The sequence below is a fragment of the Bradyrhizobium sp. AUGA SZCCT0177 genome, assembly GCF_018130125.1.
GTDB lineage: Bacteria > Pseudomonadota > Alphaproteobacteria > Rhizobiales > Xanthobacteraceae > Bradyrhizobium.
The window spans coordinates 236,490-263,477 of record NZ_JAFCMA010000003.1 but is presented as its reverse complement, the minus strand read 5'-3'; the positions used below and the strand labels follow the sequence as shown (position 1 = coordinate 263,477).

Annotated in this window: 24 protein-coding genes and 1 tRNA gene; 12 read left to right on the top strand and 13 right to left on the bottom strand. The window is 63.8% G+C overall.

What is annotated here, in order from left to right; all coding sequences use genetic code 11:
- Positions 1-20: 20 nt before the first annotated feature.
- Entirely contained in the window at positions 21-335 is a 315-nt protein-coding gene (locus JQ597_RS05320) for an EthD family reductase (RefSeq protein WP_212263185.1), read from the bottom strand.
- 168 nt (positions 336-503) lie between these two features.
- Here JQ597_RS05320 and JQ597_RS05315 point away from each other — a divergent pair, with 168 nt between their 5' ends.
- Both JQ597_RS05315 and JQ597_RS05310 read left to right on the top strand, forming a co-directional pair.
- Positions 504-1,502 (top strand): aldo/keto reductase, encoded by a 999-nt coding sequence (locus JQ597_RS05315; protein WP_212263184.1) that lies wholly within the window; start codon positions 504-506, stop codon positions 1,500-1,502.
- A 9-nt stretch (positions 1,503-1,511) separates the two neighbouring features.
- Complete coding sequence (locus JQ597_RS05310; protein WP_212263183.1) at positions 1,512-1,910, top strand: TfoX/Sxy family protein; 399 nt, start codon at positions 1,512-1,514, stop codon at positions 1,908-1,910.
- Positions 1,911-2,023: 113 nt separating this feature from the next.
- On the opposite strand, the gene JQ597_RS05305 is transcribed toward JQ597_RS05310, so the two are convergent.
- The 3 genes from JQ597_RS05305 to JQ597_RS05295 all read right to left on the bottom strand — a co-directional run bounded on the left by JQ597_RS05305 (position 2,024) and on the right by JQ597_RS05295 (position 5,976).
- On the bottom strand, positions 2,024-2,581 hold the full coding sequence (locus JQ597_RS05305; RefSeq protein ID WP_212263182.1) for a GNAT family N-acetyltransferase: 558 nt from the start codon (positions 2,579-2,581) through the stop codon (positions 2,024-2,026).
- Between the two features lie 29 nt (positions 2,582-2,610).
- Positions 2,611-4,968: an Orn/Lys/Arg family decarboxylase gene (locus tag JQ597_RS05300; RefSeq protein WP_212263181.1), complete on the bottom strand. Its 2,358-nt coding sequence runs from the start codon at positions 4,966-4,968 to the stop codon at positions 2,611-2,613.
- A gap of 114 nt (positions 4,969-5,082) precedes the next feature.
- Positions 5,083-5,976 carry a LysR family transcriptional regulator gene (locus JQ597_RS05295; RefSeq protein WP_212263180.1) on the bottom strand — a complete coding sequence of 298 codons (894 nt, stop codon included), beginning with the start codon at positions 5,974-5,976 and terminating at the stop codon, positions 5,083-5,085.
- Positions 5,977-6,166: 190 nt separating this feature from the next.
- Here JQ597_RS05295 and paoA point away from each other — a divergent pair, with 190 nt between their 5' ends.
- The 6 genes from paoA (at position 6,167) to JQ597_RS05265 (ending at position 13,020) form a co-directional block, all read left to right on the top strand.
- A complete protein-coding gene (paoA, locus tag JQ597_RS05290; RefSeq protein ID WP_212263179.1) occupies positions 6,167-6,829 on the top strand; it encodes an aldehyde dehydrogenase iron-sulfur subunit PaoA in 663 nt (220 codons plus the stop codon).
- Entirely contained in the window at positions 6,826-7,776 is a 951-nt protein-coding gene (locus JQ597_RS05285) for an FAD binding domain-containing protein (RefSeq protein ID WP_212263178.1), read from the top strand. The genes paoA and JQ597_RS05285 overlap by 4 nt, the downstream gene beginning before the upstream one ends.
- A 3-nt stretch (positions 7,777-7,779) precedes the next feature.
- The gene (gene paoC / locus JQ597_RS05280) at positions 7,780-9,984 is read left to right on the top strand and encodes an aldehyde oxidoreductase molybdenum-binding subunit PaoC (protein WP_212263177.1); all 2,205 of its coding nucleotides are present in this window, start codon (positions 7,780-7,782) and stop codon (positions 9,982-9,984) included.
- A gap of 133 nt (positions 9,985-10,117) precedes the next feature.
- Positions 10,118-10,513 carry a (R)-mandelonitrile lyase gene (locus JQ597_RS05275; RefSeq protein ID WP_212263176.1) on the top strand — a complete coding sequence of 132 codons (396 nt, stop codon included), beginning with the start codon at positions 10,118-10,120 and terminating at the stop codon, positions 10,511-10,513.
- A gap of 27 nt (positions 10,514-10,540) precedes the next feature.
- Positions 10,541-11,533: an aldo/keto reductase gene (locus JQ597_RS05270; RefSeq protein ID WP_212263175.1), complete on the top strand. Its 993-nt coding sequence runs from the start codon at positions 10,541-10,543 to the stop codon at positions 11,531-11,533.
- Between the two features lie 422 nt (positions 11,534-11,955).
- The gene (locus tag JQ597_RS05265; protein ID WP_212263174.1) at positions 11,956-13,020 is read left to right on the top strand and encodes a hypothetical protein; all 1,065 of its coding nucleotides are present in this window, start codon (positions 11,956-11,958) and stop codon (positions 13,018-13,020) included.
- A 16-nt stretch (positions 13,021-13,036) separates the two neighbouring features.
- Here the strand turns inward: JQ597_RS05265 and JQ597_RS05260 are convergent, their stop codons facing one another.
- Positions 13,037-14,218, bottom strand: coding sequence for a MalY/PatB family protein (locus JQ597_RS05260; protein WP_212263173.1), 1,182 nt, complete (start codon positions 14,216-14,218; stop codon positions 13,037-13,039).
- Between the two features lie 67 nt (positions 14,219-14,285).
- The gene (locus JQ597_RS05255; RefSeq protein WP_212263172.1) at positions 14,286-16,067 is read right to left on the bottom strand and encodes an acyl-CoA dehydrogenase family protein; all 1,782 of its coding nucleotides are present in this window, start codon (positions 16,065-16,067) and stop codon (positions 14,286-14,288) included.
- Between the two features lie 382 nt (positions 16,068-16,449).
- On the opposite strand from JQ597_RS05255, the gene JQ597_RS05250 reads away from it, so the two are divergent.
- Both JQ597_RS05250 and JQ597_RS05245 read left to right on the top strand, forming a co-directional pair.
- A tRNA-Gln gene (locus tag JQ597_RS05250) sits at positions 16,450-16,524 on the top strand.
- A 24-nt stretch (positions 16,525-16,548) separates the two neighbouring features.
- Positions 16,549-17,313 carry a DUF6538 domain-containing protein gene (locus tag JQ597_RS05245; protein ID WP_212263171.1) on the top strand — a complete coding sequence of 255 codons (765 nt, stop codon included), beginning with the start codon at positions 16,549-16,551 and terminating at the stop codon, positions 17,311-17,313.
- Positions 17,314-17,554: 241 nt separating this feature from the next.
- Here the strand turns inward: JQ597_RS05245 and JQ597_RS05240 are convergent, their stop codons facing one another.
- The 6 genes from JQ597_RS05240 to JQ597_RS05215 all read right to left on the bottom strand — a co-directional run bounded on the left by JQ597_RS05240 (position 17,555) and on the right by JQ597_RS05215 (position 22,167).
- The gene (locus JQ597_RS05240; RefSeq protein ID WP_212263170.1) at positions 17,555-18,829 is read right to left on the bottom strand and encodes a DUF2130 domain-containing protein; all 1,275 of its coding nucleotides are present in this window, start codon (positions 18,827-18,829) and stop codon (positions 17,555-17,557) included.
- A 161-nt stretch (positions 18,830-18,990) separates the two neighbouring features.
- Complete coding sequence (locus JQ597_RS05235) at positions 18,991-19,233, bottom strand: DUF6634 family protein (protein ID WP_212263169.1); 243 nt, start codon at positions 19,231-19,233, stop codon at positions 18,991-18,993.
- A gap of 182 nt (positions 19,234-19,415) precedes the next feature.
- Positions 19,416-20,186 (bottom strand): metallophosphoesterase, encoded by a 771-nt coding sequence (locus JQ597_RS05230; protein ID WP_212263168.1) that lies wholly within the window; start codon positions 20,184-20,186, stop codon positions 19,416-19,418.
- The gene (locus tag JQ597_RS05225; RefSeq protein ID WP_212263167.1) at positions 20,183-20,770 is read right to left on the bottom strand and encodes a hypothetical protein; all 588 of its coding nucleotides are present in this window, start codon (positions 20,768-20,770) and stop codon (positions 20,183-20,185) included. Before JQ597_RS05225 ends, JQ597_RS05230 begins: the two co-directional genes overlap by 4 nt.
- 78 nt (positions 20,771-20,848) lie before the next feature.
- The gene (locus JQ597_RS05220) at positions 20,849-21,691 is read right to left on the bottom strand and encodes a hypothetical protein (RefSeq protein WP_212263166.1); all 843 of its coding nucleotides are present in this window, start codon (positions 21,689-21,691) and stop codon (positions 20,849-20,851) included.
- Positions 21,692-21,939: 248 nt separating this feature from the next.
- The gene (locus JQ597_RS05215; RefSeq protein ID WP_211997803.1) at positions 21,940-22,167 is read right to left on the bottom strand and encodes a helix-turn-helix domain-containing protein; all 228 of its coding nucleotides are present in this window, start codon (positions 22,165-22,167) and stop codon (positions 21,940-21,942) included.
- 1,012 nt (positions 22,168-23,179) lie between these two features.
- Here JQ597_RS05215 and JQ597_RS05210 point away from each other — a divergent pair.
- Positions 23,180-25,021 carry a tetratricopeptide repeat protein gene (locus JQ597_RS05210; protein ID WP_249147397.1) on the top strand — a complete coding sequence of 614 codons (1,842 nt, stop codon included), beginning with the start codon at positions 23,180-23,182 and terminating at the stop codon, positions 25,019-25,021.
- Positions 25,022-25,364: 343 nt separating this feature from the next.
- Here the strand turns inward: JQ597_RS05210 and JQ597_RS05205 are convergent, their stop codons facing one another.
- Entirely contained in the window at positions 25,365-25,958 is a 594-nt protein-coding gene (locus tag JQ597_RS05205) for a TetR/AcrR family transcriptional regulator (RefSeq protein WP_212263165.1), read from the bottom strand.
- A 180-nt stretch (positions 25,959-26,138) separates the two neighbouring features.
- Between JQ597_RS05205 and JQ597_RS05200 the strand changes: the two genes are divergently transcribed.
- Positions 26,139-26,957 carry an oxidoreductase gene (locus tag JQ597_RS05200; RefSeq protein WP_349628788.1) on the top strand — a complete coding sequence of 273 codons (819 nt, stop codon included), beginning with the start codon at positions 26,139-26,141 and terminating at the stop codon, positions 26,955-26,957.
- Positions 26,958-26,988: the final 31 nt, after the last annotated feature.

The window sequence follows — 26,988 nt, the reverse complement described above, 5'->3', positions numbered from 1 at the left end:
CGCAAGCTGCGCAGCCGCCGTCAGCCGACGACGACTTCGCTGATCTGCATGACCGGGGCGATGTCGGTGTAGTTCTTGATGTCGCCCATGATCTCCTTGGCGTGAGGCCCAAAGCCGGCCTGGAAGGCCTCGACCGAGTCGGCGAAGATGTGACACATCCCGACATAGGTCGCGGGCGCACCGGGCGCGCCACCCGCAAGGCCCTTGTCCACCGTGTAGGACTTGCAGGCATCGCCCATGCGCGCCTTCAGGAGCGGCATGTGTTTGTCGCGGTAATAATCGTGGTCGAAGCGCGCCCCCGGCGTGTTTGGATACATAACGCTTACCTTGATCATGGCGTGCTCCTCGTTTGATACTCGCCGGTTGATTTCCGGCACAGGCCCAAACTGTGCGTCAGTTTTGCCGATCCCGCAACTCCGAAACGCAAACTTACAATTGTGTCAGCCGCAAATTACCCCGGGACGAAGATTTCGAGTATTGTGCGAGCAGCCGGAGGAACAGCGATGCAATTGCGAATTTTTGGGCGCACGGGAATGCAGCTCTCGGTGCTGGGCTTTGGTTGCGGCGCTGTCGGCGGCGTGATGGTGCGCGGCGATCCTGCGGACCAGGAGCGCGCCGTGGCGCGGGCGCTCGAAGTCGGCGTGAATTATTTCGACACCGCGGTGCTGTACGGCGACGGTGAATCGGAAAAGAACCTTGGCCGTGTCTTGCAAAAGCTGAAGCCGGCCAACGCGATCGTCGGCACCAAGGTCCGAATACCGCCCGACGCGTTCGGCCGCATTGCCGATGCCGTCACGACGTCGCTCGAAGGCAGCCTGACGCGGCTGGGTCTTGAGCACGTCGACATCTTTCACCTGCACAATCCGATTACCGTTTCCGGCGGCGGATCGGCGCTGAGCGCGCGGCAGGTGCTGGGCGAGGTGGTGCCGGCGTTCGAGCGGCTGCGTCAGCACGGCAAGATTCGTTTCCTCGGGATTTCGGCGGTCGGCGACACCGCGGCGCTGCATCAGGTGATCGATGCCGGCGTCTTCGACAGCGCGCAAATCGTCTACAACATGCTCAATCCATCCGCCGCCGAAGAACTGCCGAAAAATTATCCGGCGCAGGATTATGCAGGGTTGTTCGATCGCACGAGGGCGGCCGGCGTCGGCGTCGTCGGCATCCGCGTGCTGGCGGGCGGCGCCTTGTCGGGCTCGGCCGCGCGGCATCCGATTGCAAGCCCGGCGCCCGAGCCGATCGGATCGAGCATGAGCTACGATGCCGATATCGAGCGCGCCCGCCGCCTGATGCCGCTGGTGGAGGAGGGGTTTGCTTCCAGCCTGACCGAGGCCGCGACGCGGTTTGCGCTGTCGCACCCGGCGATGGGCACCATCCTGGTCGGCATGGCGACGCCGCAGGAGTTCGAGGGCGCATTCGCCGCGGTCGAAAAAGGTCCATTGCCGCAAGCGGCGCTCGAACGGCTGTCGACATTGCGGCAGGCGTTCTCCGGCGAACCGCGGTGATCGGCGAGCATGGTCGCCAGCGCCACCTATGCCGAATTCCTGAGCGAGCAGCTGGCGCCGCTGGGCCGCGTCACCATGCGGCGCATGTTCGGCAAGACCGGCGTGTTCTGCGACGGCGTGATGCTTGCCGTGGTGACGGAGAATACGCTCTATTTCCGGGTCGATGACCAGAACCGTGAGATATTCAAGGAAGCCGAGGCGTTTCCGCCGCTCAACTATGCGAAGAAGGGCGCCATGATCGACCTCTCCTTCTGGCGCGTGCCGGAGCGGCTGTTCGACGAACCCGATGAGCTGATCGTCTGGGCGCGAGCCGCGCTCGCGGCGGCGCACCGGGTTGCGGCGAAGCGGGGGCGGGCGGTACCAAGCAAACCCAACCGCCGTCGTCCCGGCGAACGCCGGGACCCATAACCACAAATGCTTATTGTCCGAGCCGATGTCGCTCCAGCCTCGTGCACGATGACCTTCGGCGGCTATGGGTCCCGGCATTCGCCGGGACGACATGGAATTTGTTGCACGCCCGCTCACCGCCCCGGGCTGGAAATCAGCGGCGGTGCGGTTGAACCGGCGGCAAGCGAACGTTGCACCATGACGGTGTCGGCCCAGCGGCCGTAGCGGTAGGCGACGCCCGGCAGCAGGCCGGCGCGGGCAAAGCCGAACCTTTCATGCAGCGCGAGCGAGGCCGTGTTGTCGGAATCGATATAGCCGATCATCTGCCGGAACCCGGCCGCGGCGCAGACATCGATCAGCTCCTGCAACAACAGCCGTCCGACGCCGCGTCCCTGATGCTCGCGATGCACATAGATCGAATGCTTGACCGCGTAGCGATAGGCCGGCCGCTTGCGAAACAGCACGACATAAGCGTAGCCCACCACCTCGCCGCCGCAGGTCGCCACCAGATGCGGCAGGCGCTGGCTGCGCAGGTTCTTGCGCCGGTCGCGCAAATCCTCCGGCTCCGGCGTGCCGCTGTCGTCGACGCCTTCTTCAATGCCGCGGCGGATATGATGCCGGTAGATCGCCAGCATCGCCTCGACATCGCCATCGCGCGAGGCCCGGACCAGCACCGGTTGGTCGCTCGTCATGGCCGGACCTGCGGTTTCGTTTGGCCGGTTCATTCGGCGACCACGTAGGTATAGAGCCGGATGCGGCCGGACGGATCGACTTCCTTGTAGACGCCCTGGATTTCGACGTCGAAGCCGGGGAATGTGTTGAAGCAGGTTTCGAACATCTTGAGATAGTCGATCATCGGTTGCGCACGCTCGGTCAACCGTTCGCCCGGTACGATGGTGGCGATGCCGGGCGGATAGACCACGAACGGCGTCGTGGCAATGCGGCCGGGGATGGCGTCGATCGGCAGATAGTCGACGTCGTTGCGAACCAGATAGCGCGCGGCGTCGCGCGGCGACATCGCGATGTCAGGCAGATGCTCGGCGAGGAATTGCTTGGCCTGCAGCGCGCTGACGCCGGCGTTGCGGAAGAAGCCGTGCATCTCGGCGCAGAGATCACGTAAGCGCACGCCGGCATAGCGCTTCGGCCGGCGCTGATGGAATTCCGGGATCACCTCTTCCAGCAGCGCGTTGTCGTCGTGCAGTTTCTTGAACGCGACGAGGCCCGAGATCAGCGTGCCGGCCTTGCTGGCCTCGACGCCGGGGGTGAGCAGGAACAGCAGCGAGTTGAGATCGTTCTTTTCCGCCACGATGCGATTTTCGCGCAGATACTGCGCGACGACGGGGGCGGGGATGCCGTGGTCGGCATAGCGGCCGGTGGCATGGTCGAAGCCGGGGGTCAGCACCGTCAGCTTGTTCGGGTCGGTCATGGCGAAGCCCGCGGTCAGATCGGGAAAACCGTGCCAGCGCGCGTCCGGCGAAAGCTGCCAATAAACGGGATCGGTGACCAGCATGTCGGTGGAGATGGTCTCCCAGGCCACATTGTGCACGGCGCCCGCGCGGGAAACGTCCGGGATCGCGACGCGGTCGGGCACGAACGGTTCGAAGAACCAGCGGCGTTCGGGCCGCGCTTCCTTCTCCTCGAATTCGCGGCGGACCGCGCGCATCTTCTTGCGCAGTTCGATGCCGAGCCGGATCGTGTCGTCCCACAGCACCTCGCCGGAGCGGCCCTTCATCATCTGCGCGCCGACATCGAGCGAGGCGAAGATCGGATAGAACGGCGAGGTCGATGCGTGCTGCATGAAGCTCTCGTTGAAGCGCCGGTGTTCGATGCGGCGCTTCTGGCCGGTGATGTGGCGGTCCTTGATGTGGATCTGCGAGGCCTGCGAGAAGCTCGCCAGCTGCTTGTGGGTCGACTGGGTCGCGATGATGCCGGGCGCGTCGGGGCCGAGACCGGACAGTCCCATCGCGAAACGTCCGGCATAGAGCGGATGAAACTTCATGAATCCGGCCCAGGCCTCATCGAACAGGATATAGTCGCAGAGATGGCCGATCGCTTTCAGGATCATCTCGGCACTGTGGATCGTGCCGTCATAGGTGCACTGCTCGACCACGGCGACCCGGAAAGGACGCGGCTTGCGCCAGGCCACGGGGTCCTTGACCAGCGGATGGCTGCGGATGCGTTCGCGCAAACTCGTCTCGTCGATCGCGTCCCAGCGCATCGGGCCGATCAAGCCCCAGGCGTTGCGGACGGTCGGGATATAAACCGGAATGCCGCCGGCCATCATCAGCGCGCCGTGATGGGCCGCCTTGTGGTTGTTGCGGTCGAACAGCACGAGGTCGCCGTCGGTGACCAGCGCGCCCAACACCACCTTGTTGGAGGTCGAGGTGCCGTTGAGCACGAAATAGGTCTTTTCGGCGCCGAAGATTTGCGCCGCTTCCTTTTGCGCCTTCAGCGCCGGGCCCTCATGGGTGAGGAGATCGCCGAGGTCGAGCACGGAATTGTCGAGGTCGTCGCGAAAGACAGCTTCGCCGAGATGTTCGACGAACACCCGGCCGATCGGGCTGCGGCTGTAAAACACACCGCCATTGTGGCCCGGGCAGGTCCATAGCTGGTTGCCCTCTTCGGCATAGTCGACCAGCGCCCCGAAGAACGGCGTCTTCAGGGTTTCGGCATATTGCTTCAGGCGGCTGATCAGGTTCTTGGCAATGAAGGGCGGCGTTTCCTCGGACAGGAACACATAGCCGTCGATGAAATCCAGCACCTCGACCGGCAGGTCCTCGAACCGCTTGCGGCGGATCAAAAGGATGATCGGAAAATCGAGGCCGCGCCGCCGCATCAGATTGATCAGGGCCATGGTCTTGCCCTCGAGGCCCTTTTTGCCCCAGTCGACCACCATGCAGCCGATCGCGGCGTCGGTCTGCACCTGGATCTCCGCATCCTCGAGCTTGCGCGCCCGGACCACTTCAAAGCCGGACCGCTCGATCTCGGTGATGATCTGGTTGAAACGGAGGCCTTCGAGATCGTCGGTATCAAAGACCGGTGCGGCGAACAGAAAGGTGAAGCGTCGGAAATAGTCCATCGGTGCCCTCGAATGTGTGTCCAGCAAGCTGTTGGCGCATTCGATGACATCTGGATGACGGATGGGTTCCGGCCCGGCCGCCCGAAACCCTGCCGCTCGATCGGGGGCTGCCCATCACCCCCGGTATCGCAGCGCCTCCACCAGCACTGCAAACGCCGGCGTGGGTTGCCGGCGGCTCGGGTAATAGAGGTGATACCCGGAAAACGGCGCGCACCAGTCGTCGAGCACGCGGATCAGACGGCCGTCGGCGAGATGCTTCTTGACTTGGTCCTCGGGCAGATAGGCGAGGCCGTGCCCCGCCAGTACCGCGTTCAGCCGGAGCGGGATGCTGTTGAACACCAGCTGCCCATCGACGCGCACCTTGACTTCGCGACCGCGTTTCTCGAATTCCCAGGCGTAGATTCCACCTGATGTCGGCAGGCGGACAGTGATGCAGTCGTGCGCCGTAAGATCCTGCGGCTTCTTCGGCTTCGGCTTTCGTTCGAAATACGAGGGCGAGCCGACCACGGTCATGCAGAAGTCCGGTCCGATGCGCACGGCGATCATGTCCTTGGCCACTTGTTCACCGAGGCGAACGCCGGCGTCGTATCGCTCCGCGACGATGTCGGTCAGGCCGTAATCGATGGTCAGCTCGACCTTGATGTCGGGGTAACGCGGCAGCAGCGTCGTCAAGGCAGGCCAGAGCACGGCCAGGGCCGCATGCTCGCCGGCCGTGATCCGGATGGTACCGGCGGGTTTTTCCCGAAGCTCGGTCAGCGCTGATAGTTCGGAATCGATTTGCTCGAACTTGGGGCCCACCGTCCGAACCAGCCGCTCTCCGGCCTCGGTCGTTGCCACGCTGCGGGTGGTGCGGGTCAACAACCGCAAGCCGAGCCGCTCCTCAAGTCCTCGAATGGTGTGACTGAGCGCCGATTGCGAAACCCCGAGCTGCGCTGCCGCCCGCGTAAAACTGCGTTCTCGCGCCACGGCCAGGAACGCCATGAGGTCGTTGGTGTTTTTGCCGAGCATTCATGAGCCAGTTTCATAAGTCCATGCCGATTATTAGGCCTAATCCGGCGGCGTTGCACCCGTTAAATGCCTGAAGGCACGCGGTCGTGACCTGCGCGATGTCGGCTGCGCGCAACCCCGGGTCATGATCGGCGTTAGTGGCCGAGGCGGGCGCAAAACGAGCGACAAGCGGCAAAAAGGGATTGATGGCATGCGAAGCCCCGGTGATTTCAGATTCTCTCGGCGCGACCTGTTGGTCGTCGGCGCCGCTTCTCTCACGGCGCCGGCCCTCGGGGTGACGACGTCGACCTTCGTGGCCAAGGCCGAGATCGCCCTGAAGCCTGCGGTTTCCGGAGCCCCGGTGATGTCGAAAGTTTCCTTCAACGTGAACGGCAAGGCGCGCGAACTCGAGGTCGATACAAGGACCACGCTGCTCGATGCCTTGCGCGAGAATTTGCATTTCACCGGCACCAAGAAGGGCTGCGATCACGGCCAGTGCGGCGCATGCACGGTGATCGTCGGCGGTCGCAGGATCAATTCATGCCTGACGCTGGCTGTCATGCACGAGGGTGAGAGCGTCACCACCATCGAGGGCCTTGGCACGCCGGAGAATATGCACCCGATGCAGGCGGCGTTCGTCAAGCATGACGGCTATCAATGCGGCTATTGCACGCCCGGGCAGATCTGCTCGGCGGTCGCCGTGCTCGACGAGATCAAGGCCGGCATACCGAGCCATGTCAGCGCCGATCTGAACGCAGTCCCGCAACTCACCAATGCCGAATTGCGCGAGCGCATGAGCGGCAACATCTGCCGCTGCGGCGCCTATTCCAACATCGCCGAAGCCATCAGCGAAGTCGCCGGGAGGCAGGCATGAGATCCTTTACCTATGAGCGCGCCAATTCGCCGGCCGAGGCCGCCGCCGCGGCTGCGCGCCAGCAGGGCGCCAAATTCATCGCTGGTGGTACCAACCTGCTCGACCTGATGAAGCTCGAAATCGAGACGCCGGCGCATCTGATCGACGTCAACCGTCTCGGGCTCGACAAGATCGAGCCGACCGCCGATGGCGGACTGCGGGTTGGCGCGCTGGTGCGCAACACCGATCTTGCTGCGGACGAACGGGTGCGGCGCGATTACGGCGTGCTGTCGCGCGCGCTGCTCGCCGGCGCTTCGGGCCAGTTGCGCAACAAGGCGACGACCGCGGGCAATCTGCTGCAGCGGACCCGCTGCCCCTATTTCTACGACACCAACCAGCCCTGCAACAAACGTCAGCCCGGCAGCGGCTGTTCGGCGATCGGCGGCTTCAGCCGTCAGCACGCCGTGATCGGCGCCAGCGAAGCGTGCATCGCGACCCATCCGAGCGACATGGCGGTGGCCATGCGCGCGCTCGACGCCACGGTGGAAACAATTCAGCCCGATGGAGCCGCGCGAAAAATTCCGATCGCGGAATTCCACCGGCTGCCCGGCAATACGCCTGAGGTTGAGACCTCACTGGCGCCGGGCGAACTGATCACCGCCGTGACGTTGCCGAAACCCGTTGGCGGCAAGCAGATCTATCGCAAGGTGCGTGACCGCGCGTCTTATGCGTTCGCTCTGGTCGCGGTCGCCGCCATCGTGCAGCGCGACGGCTCCGGACGCGTCGCGCTCGGCGGCGTCGCCCACAAGCCCTGGCGCGTCGAAGCCGCCGAGGCCGAACTGCCGCGCGGCGCGAAAGCAGTGACGGCAAAACTGCTCGCCGAGGCCAAACCTACCCATGAGAACGCCTTCAAGCTGCTGCTGGCCGAGCGGACGCTCGGCGCGGTGCTGGCAGAGGCGAGGGGATAGACCATGAAATTCGAAACCCCGGCGACCACCAACCCGATCGACCAGTTGAAGATCATCGGCAAGCCCGCGGACCGCATCGATGGTCCGTTCAAGACCACGGGCACTGCGCCCTATGCCTATGAGCGGCACGACAACATCGCGAACCCGGCCTGCGGCTATGTGGTCGGTTCAGCGATTGCCAAGGGCCGGATCGCCTCGATGGATCTGACAGCCGCCAAAACAGCATCCGGCGTGCTTGCCATCGTCACGGCTGACAATGCCGGCAAGCTCGCCAAGGGCAACCTCAACTTCGCCACGCTGCTCGGCGGTCCCGAGATCGAGCATTATCACCAGGCGATCGCGCTCGTGGTGGCGGAGACCTTCGAGCAGGCCCGCGCCGCCGCGCAACTGGTCCGCGTCGATTATGTCAGGACTGATGGCGTCTACGATCTCGCAGCGGTCAAGGATTCCGGCAAGCCCGCGCGCATCACCGGCGGTCCGGCCGATACCGCGGTCGGCGATTTCGCCGGCGCATTCGCCGCGGCACCGGTTCAGCTCGACGCGACCTACACCACGCCCGATCACGCCCATGCGATGATGGAACCGCATGCCTCGATGGCCGCCTGGGACGGCGACAAGCTGATCGTGTGGACCTCAAACCAGATGATCGACTGGAGCGTTGGCGAACTGGCCAAGACGCTCGGCATGCCCAAGGAAAAGGTCCGCCTGATATCGCCCTTCATCGGCGGCGGGTTCGGCGGCAAACTGTTCGTGCGCGCCGATGCGTTGCTCGCGGCATTGGGCGCCCGCGCGGCCGGACGGCCGGTCAAGGTGGCGCTGACGCGTCCGATGATGTTCAACAACACCGTGCATCGGCCGGCCACGATCCAGCGCATCCGTATCGGCGCGACCAGGGACGGCAAGATCACGGCCATCGGCCATGAGGGCTGGTCCGGCAACCTGCCCGGCGGCAAGCCGGAGGCTGCGGTGCAGGCGACACGGCTGCTCTATGCCGGCGCCAACCGCATGACGGCGACGCGGCTTGCGGTGCTCGACCTGCCGGAAGGCAATGCGATGCGTGCGCCAGGCGAGGCGCCCGGCATGATGGCGCTGGAGATCGCGATCGACGAGATGGCGGAAAAGCTCGGGCTCGATCCGATCGAGTTCCGCATCCTCAATGACACCCAGGTCGATCCCGAAAAGCCGGAGCGGGCGTATTCGCACCGGCCGCTGATCGCGTGCATGGGGCTCGGCGCCAACCGCTTCGACTGGAGCAAGCGCAATCCCCAGCCGGGGCAGGTTCGCGCCGGGCGATGGCTGGTCGGCATCGGCATGGCGGCTGCCTTCCGCAACAATCCGGTGATGAAATCGGCGGCGCGCGTGCGGCTCGACAACCGCGGCGTCGTTGTTGTCGAGACCGACATGACCGATATCGGCACCGGCACCTACACCATCATCGCGCAGACCGCAGCCGAGATGATGGGCCTGCCGCTCGACAAGATCATCGTACGCCTCGGCGACTCGGCCTTTCCGGTTTCGGCCGGATCGGGCGGGCAATGGGGCGCCAACAGCTCGACGTCCGGCGTCTATGCCGCGTGCGTCAAGCTGCGCGAGGCCGTGGCGCAGAAGCTCGGGTTCAATTCCACCGAGGCAGATTTCGCCGACGGGCAGGTCCGTTCGGGCAATCGCAGCGTGCCGCTGGCGCAGGCCGCGGGCGAGAGCGGCATCGTGGCCGAGGATGTGATGGAGTTCGGCGATCTCGGCAAGAAGTATCAGCAATCGACCTTCGGCGCGCATTTCGTCGAGGTTGGCGTCGATGCCGCGACCGCCGAAATTCGGGTGCGCCGAATGCTGGCGGTGTGTGCCGCGGGCCGCATCCTCAACCCCAAATCGGCGCGCAGCCAGGTGATCGGCGCGATGACGATGGGCGCCGGTGCCGCGCTGATGGAAGAACTGGCGGTCGACAAGCGCGCCGGTTTCTTCGTCAACCATGACCTCGCCGGCTACGAAGTGCCCGTGCATGCCGACATTCCGCATCAGGACGTGATCTTCCTCGACGAGACCGATCCGATGTCGTCGCCGATGAAGGCCAAGGGCGTCGGCGAACTCGGCATCTGCGGCGTCGGTGCCGCCATCGCCAACGCGATCTACAACGCGACCGGTGTGCGGGTGCGCGATTATCCGATCACGCTCGACAAGCTGCTTGCCCGGCTGCCGGAAGTGGCATGAGCGCCGAGCCCGCGCACCGACCGCGATGATCACGCGCAGACGCATGCTTACAGCCGGTGGCGGCCTTGCCGTGCTGGCAGCGGGCGCTGCTGGCGCAAACGCGCCGGTAACACCACCACGAAGGATCAGTACCATGGACATCAAACGAAGCGGCTCGCAGCCGTCCGGCAAGGGACCTTCAGATTATTTCACCGGTACCGTCCGCGTCGATCCGCTGTTCAAGGCGACCGAACCGGCACGCGTGGTGGGCGCCAGCGTCACCTTCGAGCCCGGCGCGCGCACCGCCTGGCACACCCATCCGCTCGGACAGACATTGATTGTCACGTCCGGCTTTGGCCGGGTGCAGCATTGGGGCGGGCGGATCGAGGAGATCCGGCCCGGCGACGTGGTCTGGTTTCCGCCCGGCGAGAAGCACTGGCACGGCGCGGGACCCACGACGGCGATGACGCATCTGGCGATTCAGGAAGCGCTCGACGGCAAGACCGTCGACTGGATGGAAAAGGTCAGCGACGAACAGTACGCGCGATGATTTGTCGAACAATTGGAGAAGAAGAGAGTGCAGAAGCGTAAACTTGGCAAGAGCGGCCTCGAAGTCTCGGCGATCGGGCTCGGCTGCATGGGACTCAGCTTCGGCTATGGCCCGGCGGTCGAAAAGCAGGCGGGAATCGCGCTGATCCGCGCCGCCGTCGAGCGCGGTGTGACGTTTTTCGACACCGCCGAAGTGTATGGACCGTTCACGTCGGAGGAACTGGTCGGCGAGGCGCTGGCGCCGGTCCGCGACCAGGTCGTGATCGCCACCAAATTCGGTTTCGACATCGATCCGAAGACGGGCGCGCAGAGCGGTCTGAGCAGCCGGCCGGAGCACATCAAGCAAGTGGCGGAGGCTTCGCTGAAGCGGCTCAGGACCAACGTCATCGATCTGTTCTATCAGCACCGCGTCGATCCCAACGTGCCGATCGAGGATGTGGCGGGTGCGGTCAAGGATCTCATTCGCGAAGGCAAGGTCAGGCACTTTGGACTCTCCGAGGCCGCCGCGCCGACGATCCGGCGTGCCCATGCCGTGCAACCGGTCGCCGCACTTCAGAGCGAGTATTCGCTGTGGTGGCGCGAACCTGAAGAGGTGATCGTGCCGACGCTCGAAGAACTCGGCATCGGCTTCGTTCCCTTCAGCCCGCTCGGCAAGGGGTTCCTCACCGGCGCGATCAGCGAGACGACGACGTTCGACAAATCAGACTTCCGTAACGTGGTGCCGCGGTTCTCGCCGGAAGCGCGAAAAGCGAACCAGGCCTTGGTCGACCTGCTCGGCAAAATCGCCGCAGGCAAAAAGGCGACCTCGGCGCAGATCGCGCTCGCCTGGCTGCTGGCGCAGAAGCCGTGGATCGTTCCGATCCCCGGCACCACCAAGCTGCATCGGCTGGATGAGAACATCGGCGCGGCGGCGGTGACGCTCACATCAGGCGATCTCGGCGAGATCGAGCGTGCGATCTCTGCCGTGGCGGTGCAGGGCGCGCGGTACCCGGAACGTCTGCAGCAGCTGGTAGGCCGCTGAGAATCGGGCTTCAGCGACGTCCGTATCCACGTCATGCGAGGAGCGCCAGCGACGCAGCAATCCATCTGTCCTTCGCGCGGCGAGATGGATTGCTTCGCGGAGCCTGTCATCGGGCGCGCATTCGCGCGACCCGTTGGCTCGCAATGACGACGGAGAGCGCAGTCGGGTGTGGCACAGGCAGGCGCGCCTTTGTCACCTGACAAGTTCCCTCGGCCGCAACCTCTCCATGGTACTGCCTTGCTTTGGTCAAACCGGAATGGGGTAAGGGGAACGACGTGTGGGGGAATTCTGGGGGCTGGAAGTCGTCGATCTCACGCAAATCCGCCGGTCGCTCTTGGGGTAAATCTTGGGCAGGGTCTTAGGCAAAAGCTTGGGACAGGCTCTTGGGGCGCAGGCGACATTGGATGGAGTACGGAGCGCCGATGCAATCGATGCAGAAACCGAAGCCAACCGATGATCCGCACGATATCCTCGTGGTCGCACCCGATGCCGTCAGGGTCGTACCCGATGCCGTCAGGGTCGCATCAGATCCCGTCAGGGTCGCGCCCGATCCCGTCAAGGTAGCGCCCGCGGAAGAAGAATTTTTCGGCCCGGCGCCGGATCCCGTGCGCGCTCCTACGGTGGGTCCGCAGCCTCACATCGAGCCGGTCTTCCGGGACGGCGCAGCGGTGCCGCCGGTCGACGCCACGTTTCGCGCAATCGCCGTCGATGAAATCACGTTTCGCGCAGCCGCCGTCGAAGATGCCCTGATCAACAGCCGCCGCCGGCCGAGGTCGTCGATGGCGAGGCGCGCCATGCGTGCCGTCACGGCGCTGCTGCTGGCGGGCTGTATCGGCGGGGCCGCCATGGCCTGGCATTACCATGCCGAGGCGGCTCAACAGGTAATCGCAGAATGGGCGCCGCTGTTTGCCCGGAAATCATCGCTGGCCCCGGAAAAAACCGGGCTCACCGCGCAGCCGGTTCTGGCTGCCGCGGATGTCGACGCGTCGAATACTTCACCGGCTCAACCGGCGCCCCAGGCGCCGGCCGCAGCGCAGGCTGCTGCAGCGGAGGCTGCGACTGCCGCGCCGGCCGCTGCCGCCCCGCCGGCCGCCGCCGCGCCCGATCAGTCGCAATCGCTCGAGACGATGGCGCGCGATCTTGCCAGCGCAAGCCGGGAGATCGAACAGCTCAAGGCCAGCATCGAGCAGCTCAAGGCCAGCCAGCAGCAGCTCGTGGCGATGGTTTCGGAGAAATCTGCCGCGCAAAACGCGCAAGCCAAAAAACCGGCGCCGCCGCCGCGGCCAGTCGCCGCGATAGCGCCGGCGCGGACGCCGGTGCCGCCGCGGCCGGTCCGGCAGCAAGCCATGCCGTCGGCCGCGCCGTTGTCAGCGACTTCGGCACCCTACGTGCCGCGACAGCTTGAGGCGCAATCACCAACCACCGCTGAAACACTGAGCGATCCGGAACTGGCGTCGGTGCCGAGGCCGCCGATGCCGCTGCGGTAGGACCCTCGTCCGCAGCCTAAGCTCGGAGGTCTCGAAAGGCGTCATCCAGGCGATCAAGCGCCTCGGTGAGAATCGGACGCGGCGTGGCGAAGTTGAAACGCAGCCAGGTTTCGCCGCCGGGCCCAAACTGCTCGCCGGGGCTGGCGAAGATGCGTGCCCGATCCTTTACCCGTGCGGCCACGTCCGCGGCCGCCAATCCGGTTCCGGAGAAGTCGACCCAGGCGAGATAGGTCGCATCGAGCCGCATCGAGCGTGCGCCGGGCGCGGCTTTTTCTATTCGTGTGGCGAGCGTATCGCGGTTGCCGGCCAGATAGGGCAGCAGCGCATCGAGCCAGGCCTCGCCGGTTCGCCAGGCTGCCTCGGTCGCGATCATGCCGAAGGCGTTGTAGGAGGCGAGCCCGCTTGCCGCGATCCGCGCGTCGATCCGCTGCTTCAACACCGGGTTCGACGTGACGCAGGCGCCGACATGGGCGCCGGCGAGATTGAAGGTCTTGGTCGCGGCAAGGCAGGTGATCAGGCGATCGGCGATCTCGGGTGCGGCTGACAGCGTCGGCGTGTGTTTGACGTCGCCCAGCAATAGGTCGCAATGGATCTCGTCGGAAACCAGAATCAGATTGCGTTCGGCACAGAAGGCGGCGAGCTCACGGATCTCCTCGATCGACCACACGGTGCCGCCCGGATTGTGCGGGCTGCAGAAGAAGACGATTTTGGTTCGCGGCGTGAGTTGTTTTCCCAGCGCATCGAGGTCCATCTCGTAGCGGCCCTGACGCTGGACCAGCTGCGCGTCGAGGATGCGCCGCTCATTGGCGAGAATGATCTTGCGGAACGCATGATAGGCCGGTGGAAACACCACGACCTCATCACCCACTTCAGTGACAGCTTGCAGGATCAGACCGAGGCCCGAGACGACACCGGGCGTCGGGCTGACCCAGGCCGGGTCGATCGCGAGATCATGCCGGCGCGCCATCCATTCGGCGAGCGCTGCCGCCCAGCTGCCGGTGTCGGCATAATAGCCGTGGACGCCGCGGGTAACGAGCGTGGACAGTGCTTCCGTGACGCCGGGAGGTGCCGCAAAATCCATGTCGGCGACCCACATCGGAATTCCGTCCGCTGCCGTGATCCCCGAATTCTTGGCCATCATGTCCCATTTCGACGCGTGCGTGCCGCGGCGATTAATAACGCGATCGAAATCAAACATCGGGACAGTGGCTCCTGCGTTGGCAGCTTTGCGGCGCTGGATGCGCCTGGATGGATGGTGGGATGGCCTATGCCAGCAACACCGCATCCGCGCCGTTGACGGCGTCGGCGCTGTCGATGACGGTCTTTTCCAGCGAGGTGGCCTGCACCGAAATGTTTTCGGCAAAGAACCTCGCCAGCGTGACGTAGCGCTGCGGATCGCCGCTCTCGCCATTGCTCTTGGCGGCGAGCGCCTCGCCGGCCAGCATGCAGCCGCCGAGCGTCGAGCCGAACAGCCGCAAATAGGGCGTCGCACCCGCGAGCGCATCGTTCGGCGCGGAAGCGACCTTCTCCAGCAGCCATTTGCTGGAGCGCTCGAGCGAGCCGAGCGCGTCGCGCAGTTTTGCCCCCGTGGTGCCGAAGGCCGGATCGTTGGAAGCTTCCACCTGCTTGACGATGCCGGAGAGCTCGTCGATCAGGGCCCAGACCGACGCACCGCCATTGGCCGCGAGTTTTCGCGTGACGAGGTCGATCGACTGGATGCCGTTGGTGCCTTCATAAATCGAGGTGATGCGGGCGTCGCGATAATGCTGGGCGGCGCCGGTTTCCTCGATGAAGCCCATGCCGCCGTGAACCTGCACGCCGAGATAGGCCACCTCATTGCCGATATCGGTAGAGAAGGCTTTTGCAATCGGCGTCAGCAGCGCGCCGCGGGCAGCGGCGTCGGCGCGCACCTTGGCATCCTTGGCGCGCACCGAGACATCGAGCGCCACCGCGGTGGCGTAGCAAATCGTACGCGCGGCTGCCGTCATGGCGCGCATCTGCAGCAACATGCGCTTGACGTCCGGATGCACGATAATCGCGTCCATCCCGTCGCCCTTGGCGCCGACGGCGCGGCCCTGGCGGCGCTCCTGCGCATAGGCCAGCGCCTGCTGATAGGCGCGGTCGGCGATGCCGACGCCCTCGAGGCCGACGCCGAGGCGGGCCTGGTTCATCATCGTGAACATGCAGAGCATGCCGCGGTTTTCTTCGCCGATCAAATAACCGATCGCGCCGCCCTTATCGCCCATCGTCATGGTGCAGGTTGGCGAAGCATGCATGCCGAGCTTGTGCTCGACGCCGCTCGGATAGATGTCGTTCTGCGCGCCGAGCGAGCCGTCGGCATTGACGAGGAATTTTGGAATAAGAAAGAGCGAGATACCTTTGGTGCCCGCGGGCGCATCGGGCAAACGTGCCAGCACGAAATGCACGATGTTATCGGTCATGTCGTGGTCGCCATAGGTGATGAAGATCTTTGTGCCTTTGATGCGATAGCTGCCGTCAGGTGCGCGTTCGGCGCGGGTGCGCAGCGCGCCGACGTCGGAGCCCGCTTGGGGTTCAGTCAGCTGCATGGTGCCGGTCCATTCACCCGACACCAGTTTTTCCAGATAGATCTTTTTCAGCTCCTCGCTGCCATGGGCGTCGAGCGCCTCGATCGCCGACAGCGTCAAGAGCGGGCAGAGGCCGAACGCGATGTTCGACGCGCTCCAGATTTCGGTGCAGGCGGCGTTGATCGCCATCGGCAGGCCCTGTCCGCCGAAATCTTCCGGGCCCGACACCGCGTTCCATCCGCCCGCGATCCAGCGCTGGTACGCATCCGGCCAGCCGGGCGCGGTCGTCACCTTGTTGTCGGCGAGCTTGATACCGTGTTCGTCGCCCACCGCGTTCAAGGGCGCCAGCACGTCGGAAGCGAATTTGCCGGCTTCCTCCAGCACGGCTGCGGTAATATCGCCGTCGAAATCGCCGTAATGACCGGCCTGCACGGCGGCCTTGAGGCCGGCGCCATGGTTGAGGGCGAGCAGGATGTCGTTGATCGGCGCGCGGTAGGTCATGTCGGTTACTCGCCTCAGTCGGGAAAGCGGGGGGGCCGTCTTCCCACGAAACCGGCCTTCTCTCAACTCTCCGATGGACTGGAGGGCCGGCATGGCGAGGCGGGCGGTTTGAGGCCATCGCGAGCCCGGGGCGTCCACATCGGACGAACCGTCAAGCCTATTATAGAGGGTCGTGTTTCCGGAGCCGATTTAGGCCCGAATCCGAAGCCTATCCATTTGTTTGAGCGTGATCTTTCCGGAAAACGGGTGCCCACAGCGCATCCCGTGCGGGACATGCCCTTTCGGATCATGCTCTAGCCGGTTGAAATGGCTCACCTCTCCCTATAGACCCACGTTGCCGGAGGGAATCCGCAGCGGGTTTCCTGCCGTGTTCCCGGTCTGTTGGGGCGTAGCCAAGCGGTAAGGCAGCGGATTTTGATTCCGCCATTCGGAGGTTCGATCCCTCCCGCCCCAGCCAGCAAACACCTAACCCTTTGAAATAATGCAATTCGCTGGCTTTGGCTGGGAGTTGCGTCGCGACTGTATCACGCGCCTGTATCACAGGGGTGTTTACGTGCGCGTGGTCCAGCATGTCTTCAGGCGAGGTGCCGTTTACTGGTGGCGCCGGCGGCTTCTCAAGAAAGCAGGGGAGAGAGAACTCGCGCCGATTGCGATCAGCCTGAGAACGCGGGACCTTTCCAAGGCCCGCACCATCGCCGCCCATTTGGCCGTGGCGAGTGATGGCATCTTGCGCCAGGAGGAGGGAAGAGAAGTGCTTTCGGCTGTTCAGGTCCGGTCGATGCTGGAGTCGGTCGCGCGCACCCACCTGGCCAAGCTCGATCGGCTGGCCGCGTTGGAGACGGCTGATGGCATCACTGCGGGTGACGGGCGCTCATCTGATCGTATCATGGGCTGGGCTCGACGCCTCCAGGCTTCCCAGGGTATCGCCGCAAGAGTTGGAGATGCGGAACGCGGCGTGTTGGCGGCGAACGGCCTCAGTCTGGAGGAGATCGCGGAGGTGAACTGGACACTCGATCTTCTGCGGAAGAGTTCGGGGGGCAGTTTTCCGCGTCAGAAGCTGATGGCGCTGCTGGAAGCCTTCCGGGCTCCCCAAGGGGAGGGCGACATCCAGCAGGCGGAGCGGATATTTTACCGTGGGCAGGCCGCCGCCTTGCTGTCAGTTGATCGGCGATGGTCTGGGGAGTATCGCGAAGACGACAACCTGATTGAACGGCTTACCTTGGTTAGACTTCGCGATCTTGCATGAAGCGCAGACAGCCATATCGACGCAGCAATTGTCACGAAAATCAAACCGAACAGGGAGTATAAATCGCCCTCGAAAGAGTTTATCTTTCCCGGGTTGCCAATATTGGCCGATAAACCCGGATGAAGGCCTAGCTGCCGCGTCGAATCGAGGAACTTTTGCCCGCTATGTAAGGCGAGGTTTCGCGCCAGTGCAACCGATGCCGTGACGAAAGGAATTGTGCAGGGTGGGCACACGATGCTGTCTATTCCGCCGCCTCGCTCTTCGTCTCGATCATCAACACGTCCAGGCTCTCGATCTCCTGCATCGCGCGGCCTGCAATGCCTTGCAAGTCGCCGTAGAGCCCGGCGGTGGAGTCAAGCACGCCCCTGAGCTGTTCCTCCCTCTTCGCCCACAACCGCGTCATGGTCTTGCGTTCGCGATCGAGGTCGGCCTGCATGTCGGTGAACTTTTCGACGATGGCGTCAATGCGGTGGCGGAAGCGGGGGCCGGTCAGGTAGGCGTAGACCATCTCCATCTTGGTCTGCTGGCCTTCCTGTGCCTGGCGGCTGGCGGCGACGTCGATCAGCGACTGACGGAGCGCGATGGCGAGCGGAATCGCGAATTTGGGCTCCGTGACCCAGACGTTATCAACAAGATCAAAAGTCTCGATCCCCTTGGGAAGCGCGGTTGAAACGATCAGCGCGACCTCCGCTTTGGCGGTGCGCTGGTCATCGCGCAGTTTGGTGAGCCAAGCGTCATTCCAGTTCCGCGTGCGCTTGGACTCCCAGAGAATGGTCCCGCAGGTTTGACCGCCGGGGCCAAGCACGCGGTGGATCACATCGCCGCCGAACTCGCCCTTCGCCACCGGCTCGATCAGGTCACGCGGGAAGCGGGCGCGGAGCAGGGATTCGAGTTCGATCTCGAGAGCTTCGCCCTGCAGCTGCTGCGAGCCCTGGTCGGCCCTGCGACGCAGTTCTTCGATCTGGCGCGCCATGCCGGCAATCTGGGTCTCCTTTTCGGTGACCTTGGACTTCAGCGCGTCCTCTGCTTCCAGCCTGGCCTTGTCGCGAACGGTCGCAAGGTTCTCCTGCACCTTTTTCTCTACGGTCAGCTCGACCTCGCGCTTGGCGTCTTCGAGCTCACGCTGCTTGCGCAGCGTGTCGGTCTGCGCCTGCTGGGCTTCCGCGAGCTTCGCGTTGTTCGTGGTCAGCATCTGCTGCAGTTCCGCAAGCTGCCGGTCGCGCTTGCCGAGATCATCCGCCAGCGCCAGGCGGGCTTTCTTTGCCTCGGCGTCGGCGATGGCCACACGTTCGGCGCTCAGCTTGGCGGCCACCTGTTCGTCGAGGGTCTCGCGCGCCTTGGCGAGGTCGTCCTGCGTCTGCTTGAGGCGGGCCTCACGACGGCCGAAATCGGCTTCCTTGGCCGCGAGCTGCGCCTCGAACTGCTTGCGGGACGCGGCGACGATCGGGGCCGCCAACGATTCGGTCAGCTTGATCTCGGTGCCGCAGTTCGTGCAGATGATCTGAGGGTCGGTCACGGTGTCGGTCCTGTGGTGATTGCTCGGGATTGTATCGGGATTTCCGGCGCCAATCGGGGCGGGTCGCGGCGTTATCCCCGGCAATCGCGCCGGTCGTGGCAATGGCGATACCCTGTTTGGTGCTGTCGGTTTCGGCTTCTCGCCGGGATCATGCGTCATGCTCAGTTCCTCGTAGCGCGGAGGGCATCATCGCGGCGGAGCGGCGGCCCCAGCCGGTAGGAGCGGGACAGGGTGCGCGCCCAGGTGCCGTCAGGATCGGCGAACCAGACGGGGGAGGTGACGATGACGGTATCGCCGCGCAGGGGATGGTCGGAGACGCGTCCAACCAGTTGCACGCCCAGCGCCGTCACCGTCGGCACCCAATCTTCGAGCAGCGGCGCCTCCGCCAGCAGGGTGGGCGACACCGGGCGGCCGAGCGAGCGAGTCGTTCGCAGTCGTCAGCCAAGGTGCGCAGCCGGCGGGCCAGGTCGGGCTCGATGCGAGCGGGGTCGAGGAAGGGGAATTGGCGGGTAAGCATGGGGCAACTCTCAACAAGACGAAGCGTGAGCGGAGAAAGGCGGGCGCGCGGCGGCGGAAGTGAAAGGTTTCACTCGCCGACCTCCACCACTAGGGCGCCATCGAAGGTGGCGTTCTCGGTCCCGTAGCCGTGCGGGTTACACAGGACCCTCGTCTTGCCGACGAGATAGTCGGACGAGTTGTGGACGTGACCATGTACCCACAGCGTCGGCTGATAGGTCTCGATCAGCTCGGACAAGTCCGAGACGAACGCGCCGGTCACGAGATCGCTGCGGAACCGGGGATGGATCGAGTCCCAATGCACCGCGTGATGGCTGACCACCACGGTCGGCCCGGCAAACGGCGCCGCGAGCGTCTCGGTGATGGCGGCCTTCGACCGGTGATGTAGCAACGCCGCTTCCTGCGGCCGGAATCTCCGCCACGGCTTCTTCTGCCAACCGATAAGGCGGTGGTCGTTCATGCCCTTGGCGCAGGCGTTCATCACCCTGGCCTGGTTGGCCTCGCCCATGATGCGGTAGTCGGTCCAGAGCGTGGCGCCGGCGAAGCGGACTCCGCTCAGTTCGAGAGCGGTGCCGTTCAAAATGTGGAGGTTGAACGCACCGGCATGAGCGAGAGCCAACGCCAACTCGTCGGGGATGAACCTCCGGTAATATTCGTGATTTCCGGGCACCATTACGATCGGGATGTCCATCGGGACGATCCGGCGCAAATGCTCGAAGGCACGGAGCAACCCTTCGCAGACATCGCCGGCGACGATCACGAGATCGACGCCGGGCACGACCGTGATCGGCTTGATCGGATAGACGTCGATATGAAGATCCGAGAAGATCTGAATCTTCATGCATCGTCACCGTAACGGCGACGGTCCCGAAATGCCTCCAGCAGTACGGTCTCGGCCTCGTGGAACTTGCGCGGATCGGCCGCGTAGCGCCGCCCGTAGACGAGCCACGACGCGGCGAGATCCGTAGCGAGGGAGTGGCCAAGGTCGGTCAAGCCCACGATCTGCGCCAACACCAGCGCCGCCGCCGCGTTGCGATCCAGTGCACACAGCAGCAACGCCGTCATGGCGATGTCGGCCCTCAGGGTCAGTTCCTCGATCGGCATCAGGGCAATGGCGACGCCGATCGCGGCCGACGGATCGCCCTCGAGCGCGGCTGCGAAGTCGTCGCCGCCGTGGAGCACGTCGATCTGTTTGAGCGTCGTCAGCAGGTGCAGGCGCTCGGCTTCCCCGAACGCGTCCGACGGCAGCGTCCGCCACCACGCCAAGGGCGAGGTGTCGGAAGGAGCGAACGGCCAAGGGCGCCGAGCCGGATTGTCCAACACGGTACGCTCGCCCTGGCGGACGCTCGGCGCATTGCCGATCCCGTGGTCGTTCGTCTTCTCATGCTGAGGCTCGCCCTTCACCACCTTCAGCTTATCGCTCATCGTTGTGCTCCCAAACCAAGAAAGCTCCACCAACAGGTCCTTCCGCAGAAGCCGGCAGAGCGGAGGTTGCGTAGCGGACTAGCGTGCGAGACTGGCGTGCCACTGGTCCGGGCCGCGCGGCCGGGCCTGCAAAATGTCGGCGACCCGCGTGCGCTGGTCCGGCGCGGTACGCTCCGGTTGTTCCACCGCGACCTTGGTGCGAGAGGTGGTCAACTTGGCAATCATCGGCTCCAGAATCTGGAGGAGGCCCGCAAGAACTTCGTCACAGAGCGCGGCCGTCATGCTATCGATCTTGGTCGCCATCGGAACTCCGAAGTGCCGATCGAGTTCTTCGCCATTGATCTTGATGTTGCGGGGGAAGCCGGAGTACCCGTAATAGTCGATCACGGCAGAATCGACATGATCGACGTCATGTCCGAGCTTCTTGAGATGGGATTGAAGCACCAGACGTGCCGCGCGCAGGTCGTTCTCGATCGGCTTGCGCGACTTCCACGTCGTCTCCCCGTTTCCGCGCTTCACGTCGTAGACGCCGGCCCAGCGCTTTTCCTGGTCAATGACAATGATGTCCATCATCGCCGACCGCACCACGCGGGAGTCCGATTTCAGTTTGATGCTGGCGAGATGTTTTTCGGAGTTTTCGGACGTTAACAGGTCAAGTGCAGCGGCCGTGATCGGAATGGGGCTTTCAGTCAGGACTTCGAAGCGTTCACTGGCCGCCAAAGTATCAGCAAGGACCCTTTGGATCAGGAGGCCATGTTGCTGAACGACCAATCCAACGAATGAGAATGCGCGAGAAAATTCGGGGCCGATAATCGGGTCGATCGAAGAGGTCGAGCCGAGGGCGCTGGCAACGACCTGCTTGGTCGCGCGCGAGATGGCTTCGTCCGTCGTCAGCAATCCAAAGGCCGGGTCGATCTGCATGTTTCTCTCATCGTGTGACGTTAGGGTGCGTCGAGCAGTTCAATACGTTATAACGTATAGACCGTAAGATGTCAAGGATCTTTCTAGGGGCGACCCTGCATCGGCAACGAGGCCTCTGAGTAGAGGTGCCCACGTCGTGAGGTAGAACCAGCGATAGTGGGAGTTGGGCCGACAACCGAATGCGTGACCACTCGCTCAAGGGCGGCGCGATCGGTAGCGGGGGGCGGCCGGCTAAAGATTAGGCCGGATTACCGGCCACTATCGAACAGCCTGGCTAGGTCCACTTTCAGCGCTTCAGCCAATTTCACGAGCGACTCGAGGGTAGGATTTGCTTCGCCTCGTTCTATCTCGCTGATCAACGCTTGTCTGATTTCGGCCGCCTCGGCGAGGTCTTGCTGGGATAAACCGGCATCTTGCCTAAGCTGCCTTACATTGGCAGCCAGCCATCGTGCGTGACGAGCAAGCTTTGCAGGCATCTTTTTGCTGGGCCGAGCCATTCCGTACGGGGCTCATTGTCGTGAGCGGACAGTCACTTTCGGTGATTCCCGGGGCCAAGTCCAATCGGCGACTGAGGTTCAAATGAACCCGTTGATCGGGGAACTCCCTGTATCCAGCGTTCTGAGCTGAGGGACTAGCGCCGAGAACATCTCCGTCCTGCCCCGCGGCGTCGTCAACTTGGCCATGAAACCAACGCGCGCTTTGTAGATCACGTGGGCTCTAGGTTGCTCAGTTCGCCGTGGATGAAGCGCCTGACGTAATCGGCAACGACAAGATCGCGGTCCGCTGGCATTAGTGTCCCATGTATGAATGTCCGCACCGCGATGTAGAAAATTCGACCGTCGAGACCCCAAACTGCCTCGCTCTCACGTTTCGGAGACAGCTCGCCCGAGTTGCGAGCTTTTGAAGCGCTTCACCTTACGTATCTCCAGGCAACGGGCAGGTTTCCTCGTTTTTCGATCAGCGCCAAATAACGCGGAGCCACACGCGTTGCCCCCGATCTCTGCGGCTCGACCGACTGGACCAAAATTACTCCGACTTCATCCCTGACGCCGAGATGACCTGGCGTCAGTTGTCGCTTTCCTGCGTCATAAAGGTGGCCGTCTCTTCAGGCGAACTTCCAACGGGGACGAACGTCAAAACCGTCTTGACCTTTGATCTCGCCCAAGCGGCCGTTTCTGATCGGCCGCTTGTGGCGCAAAGCGGCCGGTCGGAGGAATGTCTGCTCCTGGGGTGCCGGGTAGACCGGAAGTCGCCGTGGTCCGGCCAGATCGACGCGAGTGACCCGGAACGGACAAGAGCAGCACCTCTGACCCAACGCGGCGAGCCTTCCGCCGACGCTAACGTGTCGCAGCCACAGACATTGCAGTTGACTTGCGGAAAGGACGGAAACGTCTGAAAATTCGTTCAGGGGTCTCTTTGGATCCGGTTCCGGCGACCCGTTGAAGTCCCGGATCCGGCAGATTTCTCCGTCCGATTTTGGAGCCCATCATGGCCACATTTACGCGATCGCGAAGCCTGCTGGTTTCCGCAAGTCTTGCCGCACTCGGCGGCACGGCACTGGCGGCGCTGCTGGCCGGGAGCGGTTTTATTCTCGCAGACGCACGCGCAACCGCCGTGGATGTATCGTTGCCGGTCGCCGACGCCGATATTCCGATCTGCGGCACGCCGACGGCAACCGCCCGGCCGAACATGATGTTTCGCCTGGTGCAGACGGAAGTGCCGCGCGCCGAGATGAGCGCAGCCAGTCCCGCGCCGGCATTCGCGGACACCGAGCCGCCGCTGTGGACCGGCATCGGCTCCATCACCTGGAAGATCACGACCGCGAACGAGCGCGCACAGGCCTATTTCGATCAGGGCCTGCGTCTCGCCTTCGCCTTCAATCACGATGAGGCGCGACGCGCGTTTCGCATGGCGCAAAAACTCGACCCTGACTGCGCCATGTGTTTCTGGGGGGAGGCGCTGGTGCTCGGTCCCAACATCAATCTCCCGATGCCGGAAGACGCGGTCGCGCCAGCCTATGCCGCCGCGCAGAAGGCGAAGGCGCTGGCCGGGAAAGCGAGCCCGCGTGAGCAGGCGCTGATCGGCGCCATCGCAGTGCGCTACGATAGCGATCCCAAGGCCGCTCGCGCACCACTCGACGCGGCCTACGCGGCGGAAATGGCGAAGGCCGCAAAACAGTTTGCCGAAGACGACGAGATTGCCACGCTCTATGCCGAGGCGGTGATGGATCTCAGCCCCTGGGACTATTGGAAGCCGGGCGGCCGCGACGCCAAGCCACAAAGCGTGCCGATCGTGCCGACGCTGGAGCGCGTGCTGGCGCGTAATCCCAATCATGCCGGCGCTATTCACCTTTATATTCATGCCGTCGAGGCGTCGGACCGCCCCAAGCGCGCCGAGCCCTATGCCGACAAGTTGCGCGGCGCGATTCCCGGCGCAGGCCATCTCGTGCACATGCCGAGCCACATCTATTATCGGGTCGGCCGCTATCTCGACGCGCTGGAAGACAACAAGACCGCGGTCAAGGTCGATGAAAACTACCTGACCGAGACCAACGCGCCGATGGGCGTCTACAGGCTCGGCTATTATCCGCACAACGTGCACTTCGTGATGGCGTCGGCGCAGATGGCCGGCGACGGCCCGACCGTGATCGCGGCTGCGGAGAAGCTCGGCCAGCTCATTCCGAGCGAGGCAGCCAAGGGCATTGCGATGGTGCAGCCGGTCAAGGCGGCGCCATACTTCGCGCACGCGCAGTTCAGCACGCCCGAGACCATTTTGGCGCTGCCGGATCCCGGCGATGCGATTCCCTATGTCAAGGCGATGTGGCTCTACGTGCGCGGCGTCGCGCTGGTGGCGAACCGTGACTTCGCGGGCGCTACTGCCGCAGCGAGCGCCATCGAGACGATCGAGCGCACCGCGGACTTCAAGCTGCTGAAGGATTCAGGCGTCCCGGCGCAGGAGGTGCTCCGCATCGCGCGCACGGTGATCCTCGCACGCGTAGCCCAGGCCAGGGGCGACTATCGCACCGCCATCATCCGGTTCGAACGGGCGGCGGCATTGCAGGACGCGTTGGCCTACACCGAGCCGCCCTATTGGTATTATCCGATCCGGCAGTCGCTTGCCGCCGCCCTGCTGCAGGCCGGCCGTTACGCCGCGGCGGAGCGGCAATTCCAGCGCGCGCTCAGCCGGGCGCCCGCCAATGGCTGGTCGTATTACGGGCTGGCGGAACTGCACAAGTCACGCGGTGATGGCTCCGCAGCCCGCAAGGCCGAGGCAGACCTTGCCAGAACCTGGATCGGCGACCGCAAGCTGTTGCAGATTTCAAATCTCTGAAGCGCGCGCCTGACTCGTGCCGATGAGGTGATCGAATGAGGTCGCGACTTCCGTTCCTGGCACTTTTCGGACATGCCCCAATTTCTGAGTTGTTCTGCTTTCGGGTGTAAAGCGGAAGTTGGATCTCGAAAATTCGAAGGGCGGCTATTGGCGCAAAGCGGGCCGCTCGCAACGAGGCCGGGCCTAATCTCCTAGTCTAATTAGTTGCTTCGCAACGGTTCCCAGGGCCAAGCGTAGAGGGGAAGTGATTTCAAAGGGGGCGGTGGATATCCAAGCGAGCGCAATTTCAACGGATGGCCCGAGAAGGTGCGTCGGCGGGTCGGAGGCGGCGCCGATCGGCTCATCAAACAGTTCGAGCAGATTTCGCATGGCGTTTCACCAGATCATTCGAGACCGTTTCGATGATCTCACCGGATAGTGCGGGATCCGGCACCACGCGGGAGAGGACAACCGAACCGATCATCTCGGCGAGCGCCGCTATCGCCGCGCTCCGCTTCGCTTTTGCACTTCTTCCTGGCACGAGCTTGGTGAGAAGCCCGATATAGTTGCTGACGATGCTGCCGAAGCACTCCCGCAGCGCCGGATCGTCGTGACGTGCCGCGTCGGCAGCCATTGCTGCAAGGCCGCACCCTTGCCCCGGATCATCGCGGTGGTAGTCCGACACGTAATGACGCACGAGGGTCTCCAGCGGATCATGGCTCGTTGCAATACGGCCCGCGATATCCTCGCTCATATCCTCGTATGCCCGCTTGACCGCCTGAACGATTAGGTCGTCCTTTGACTTGAACTGCCGGTAGAAGCCTCCGGGAGTGAGCCCGGCAGCCTTCATCAAGTCGACAAGCCCGATACCGTCGATCCCACGTTCCCGGAACAGCCTTGCGGCGGTCGCGATCACCCGCTCGCGATTCTGTTCGACCGTTTCCTTGCTGACCTTCACAAGCCCGTTCCTTCCGATGGCGGCGGCCGACACACAACGCCGGCGTTACCTCTTTCAACGGCCCGGATCGTCGTCCAAAAGGCCCTTGACAATGATTATATACATAATCATAACTGGATGATGATTACGAACATAATCATTAGTGGCACTGACAAGGGAATTCGAGATGGCACAGGCACAATCGCGCACAGCCGAAGAAAAGGTCGCCCTGATCACGGCGCTTCCGGGGGCATCGGGCTTGCGGCCGGACTTGCCCTGATCCGTGCGGGATATCGGGTGTTCGGTACCAGCCGTCAGGCCGCGCCCGACGAGGTGCGACAGGGCATTCATATGCTCCGCTGCGATGTCACTGATGATGAGTCCGTCAAGCAACTGATTAAGGACGTCGTTGGGCTTGCAGGCCGGATCGACGTGCTTGTGAACAATGCCGGCCGCAGCTTGATCGGCGCCGCCGAGGAATCATCTCTCGATCAAGCCCAGAGCCTGTTCGACATCAACGTCTTCGGCATCCTTCGCACCACCGCTGAAGTGCTGCCCATCATGCGCAAGCAGGGCCAGGGCCGGATCATCAACATCAGTTCGGTGGCCGGCTTCCTGCCCGGACCATATACAGCGCTCGACAACGCCACCAAGCACGCCGTCGAAGGCTATTCCGAATCGCTCGATCACGAACTGCGAACATTCGGCATTCGTGTCTCGCTGGTCGAGCCAGTCTTCACCCGCACCGCGCTGGAAGAGAATGGCGATAAGCCCGATCGGATTCTGAGCGTCTACGACAAGGGACGCGCGGCCATGAACGCGACCTGGCGCAACGGCATCGCGGCCGGCGATCCCGTGGAAGCCGTGGCGGACAAGGTGGTGCAGGCTGCCACCGAAAAGGAGCCGAGCATTCGGTACACGCCCGGAAAGGTGGCGGGCCGTCTCCGCCTGATGCGGCGCTTTGTTCCCGAAAAGACCTTCGAGAAGAGTTTTCGCAAGCAGATGGGCGTGGCTGATTGATCCCTGAAATCGAGAGATCTCCAAGCGAGCT

Coding starts and splice junctions, on each gene's coding strand:
- JQ597_RS05320 (WP_212263185.1), bottom strand. CDS start 335: ATGATCAAGGTAAGCGTTATGTATCCAAACACGCCGGGGGCGCGCTTC.
- JQ597_RS05315 (WP_212263184.1), top strand. CDS start 504: ATGCAATTGCGAATTTTTGGGCGCACGGGAATGCAGCTCTCGGTGCTG.
- JQ597_RS05310 (WP_212263183.1), top strand. CDS start 1,512: ATGGTCGCCAGCGCCACCTATGCCGAATTCCTGAGCGAGCAGCTGGCG.
- JQ597_RS05305 (WP_212263182.1), bottom strand. CDS start 2,581: ATGACGAGCGACCAACCGGTGCTGGTCCGGGCCTCGCGCGATGGCGAT.
- JQ597_RS05300 (WP_212263181.1), bottom strand. CDS start 4,968: ATGGACTATTTCCGACGCTTCACCTTTCTGTTCGCCGCACCGGTCTTT.
- JQ597_RS05295 (WP_212263180.1), bottom strand. CDS start 5,976: ATGCTCGGCAAAAACACCAACGACCTCATGGCGTTCCTGGCCGTGGCG.
- paoA (WP_212263179.1), top strand. CDS start 6,167: ATGCGAAGCCCCGGTGATTTCAGATTCTCTCGGCGCGACCTGTTGGTC.
- JQ597_RS05285 (WP_212263178.1), top strand. CDS start 6,826: ATGAGATCCTTTACCTATGAGCGCGCCAATTCGCCGGCCGAGGCCGCC.
- paoC (WP_212263177.1), top strand. CDS start 7,780: ATGAAATTCGAAACCCCGGCGACCACCAACCCGATCGACCAGTTGAAG.
- JQ597_RS05275 (WP_212263176.1), top strand. CDS start 10,118: ATGGACATCAAACGAAGCGGCTCGCAGCCGTCCGGCAAGGGACCTTCA.
- JQ597_RS05265 (WP_212263174.1), top strand. CDS start 11,956: ATGCAATCGATGCAGAAACCGAAGCCAACCGATGATCCGCACGATATC.
- JQ597_RS05260 (WP_212263173.1), bottom strand. CDS start 14,218: ATGTTTGATTTCGATCGCGTTATTAATCGCCGCGGCACGCACGCGTCG.
- JQ597_RS05255 (WP_212263172.1), bottom strand. CDS start 16,067: ATGACCTACCGCGCGCCGATCAACGACATCCTGCTCGCCCTCAACCAT.
- JQ597_RS05245 (WP_212263171.1), top strand. CDS start 16,549: ATGCAATTCGCTGGCTTTGGCTGGGAGTTGCGTCGCGACTGTATCACG.
- JQ597_RS05230 (WP_212263168.1), bottom strand. CDS start 20,186: ATGAAGATTCAGATCTTCTCGGATCTTCATATCGACGTCTATCCGATC.
- JQ597_RS05225 (WP_212263167.1), bottom strand. CDS start 20,770: ATGAGCGATAAGCTGAAGGTGGTGAAGGGCGAGCCTCAGCATGAGAAG.
- JQ597_RS05220 (WP_212263166.1), bottom strand. CDS start 21,691: ATGCAGATCGACCCGGCCTTTGGATTGCTGACGACGGACGAAGCCATC.
- JQ597_RS05215 (WP_211997803.1), bottom strand. CDS start 22,167: ATGCCTGCAAAGCTTGCTCGTCACGCACGATGGCTGGCTGCCAATGTA.
- JQ597_RS05210 (WP_249147397.1), top strand. CDS start 23,180: ATGGCCACATTTACGCGATCGCGAAGCCTGCTGGTTTCCGCAAGTCTT.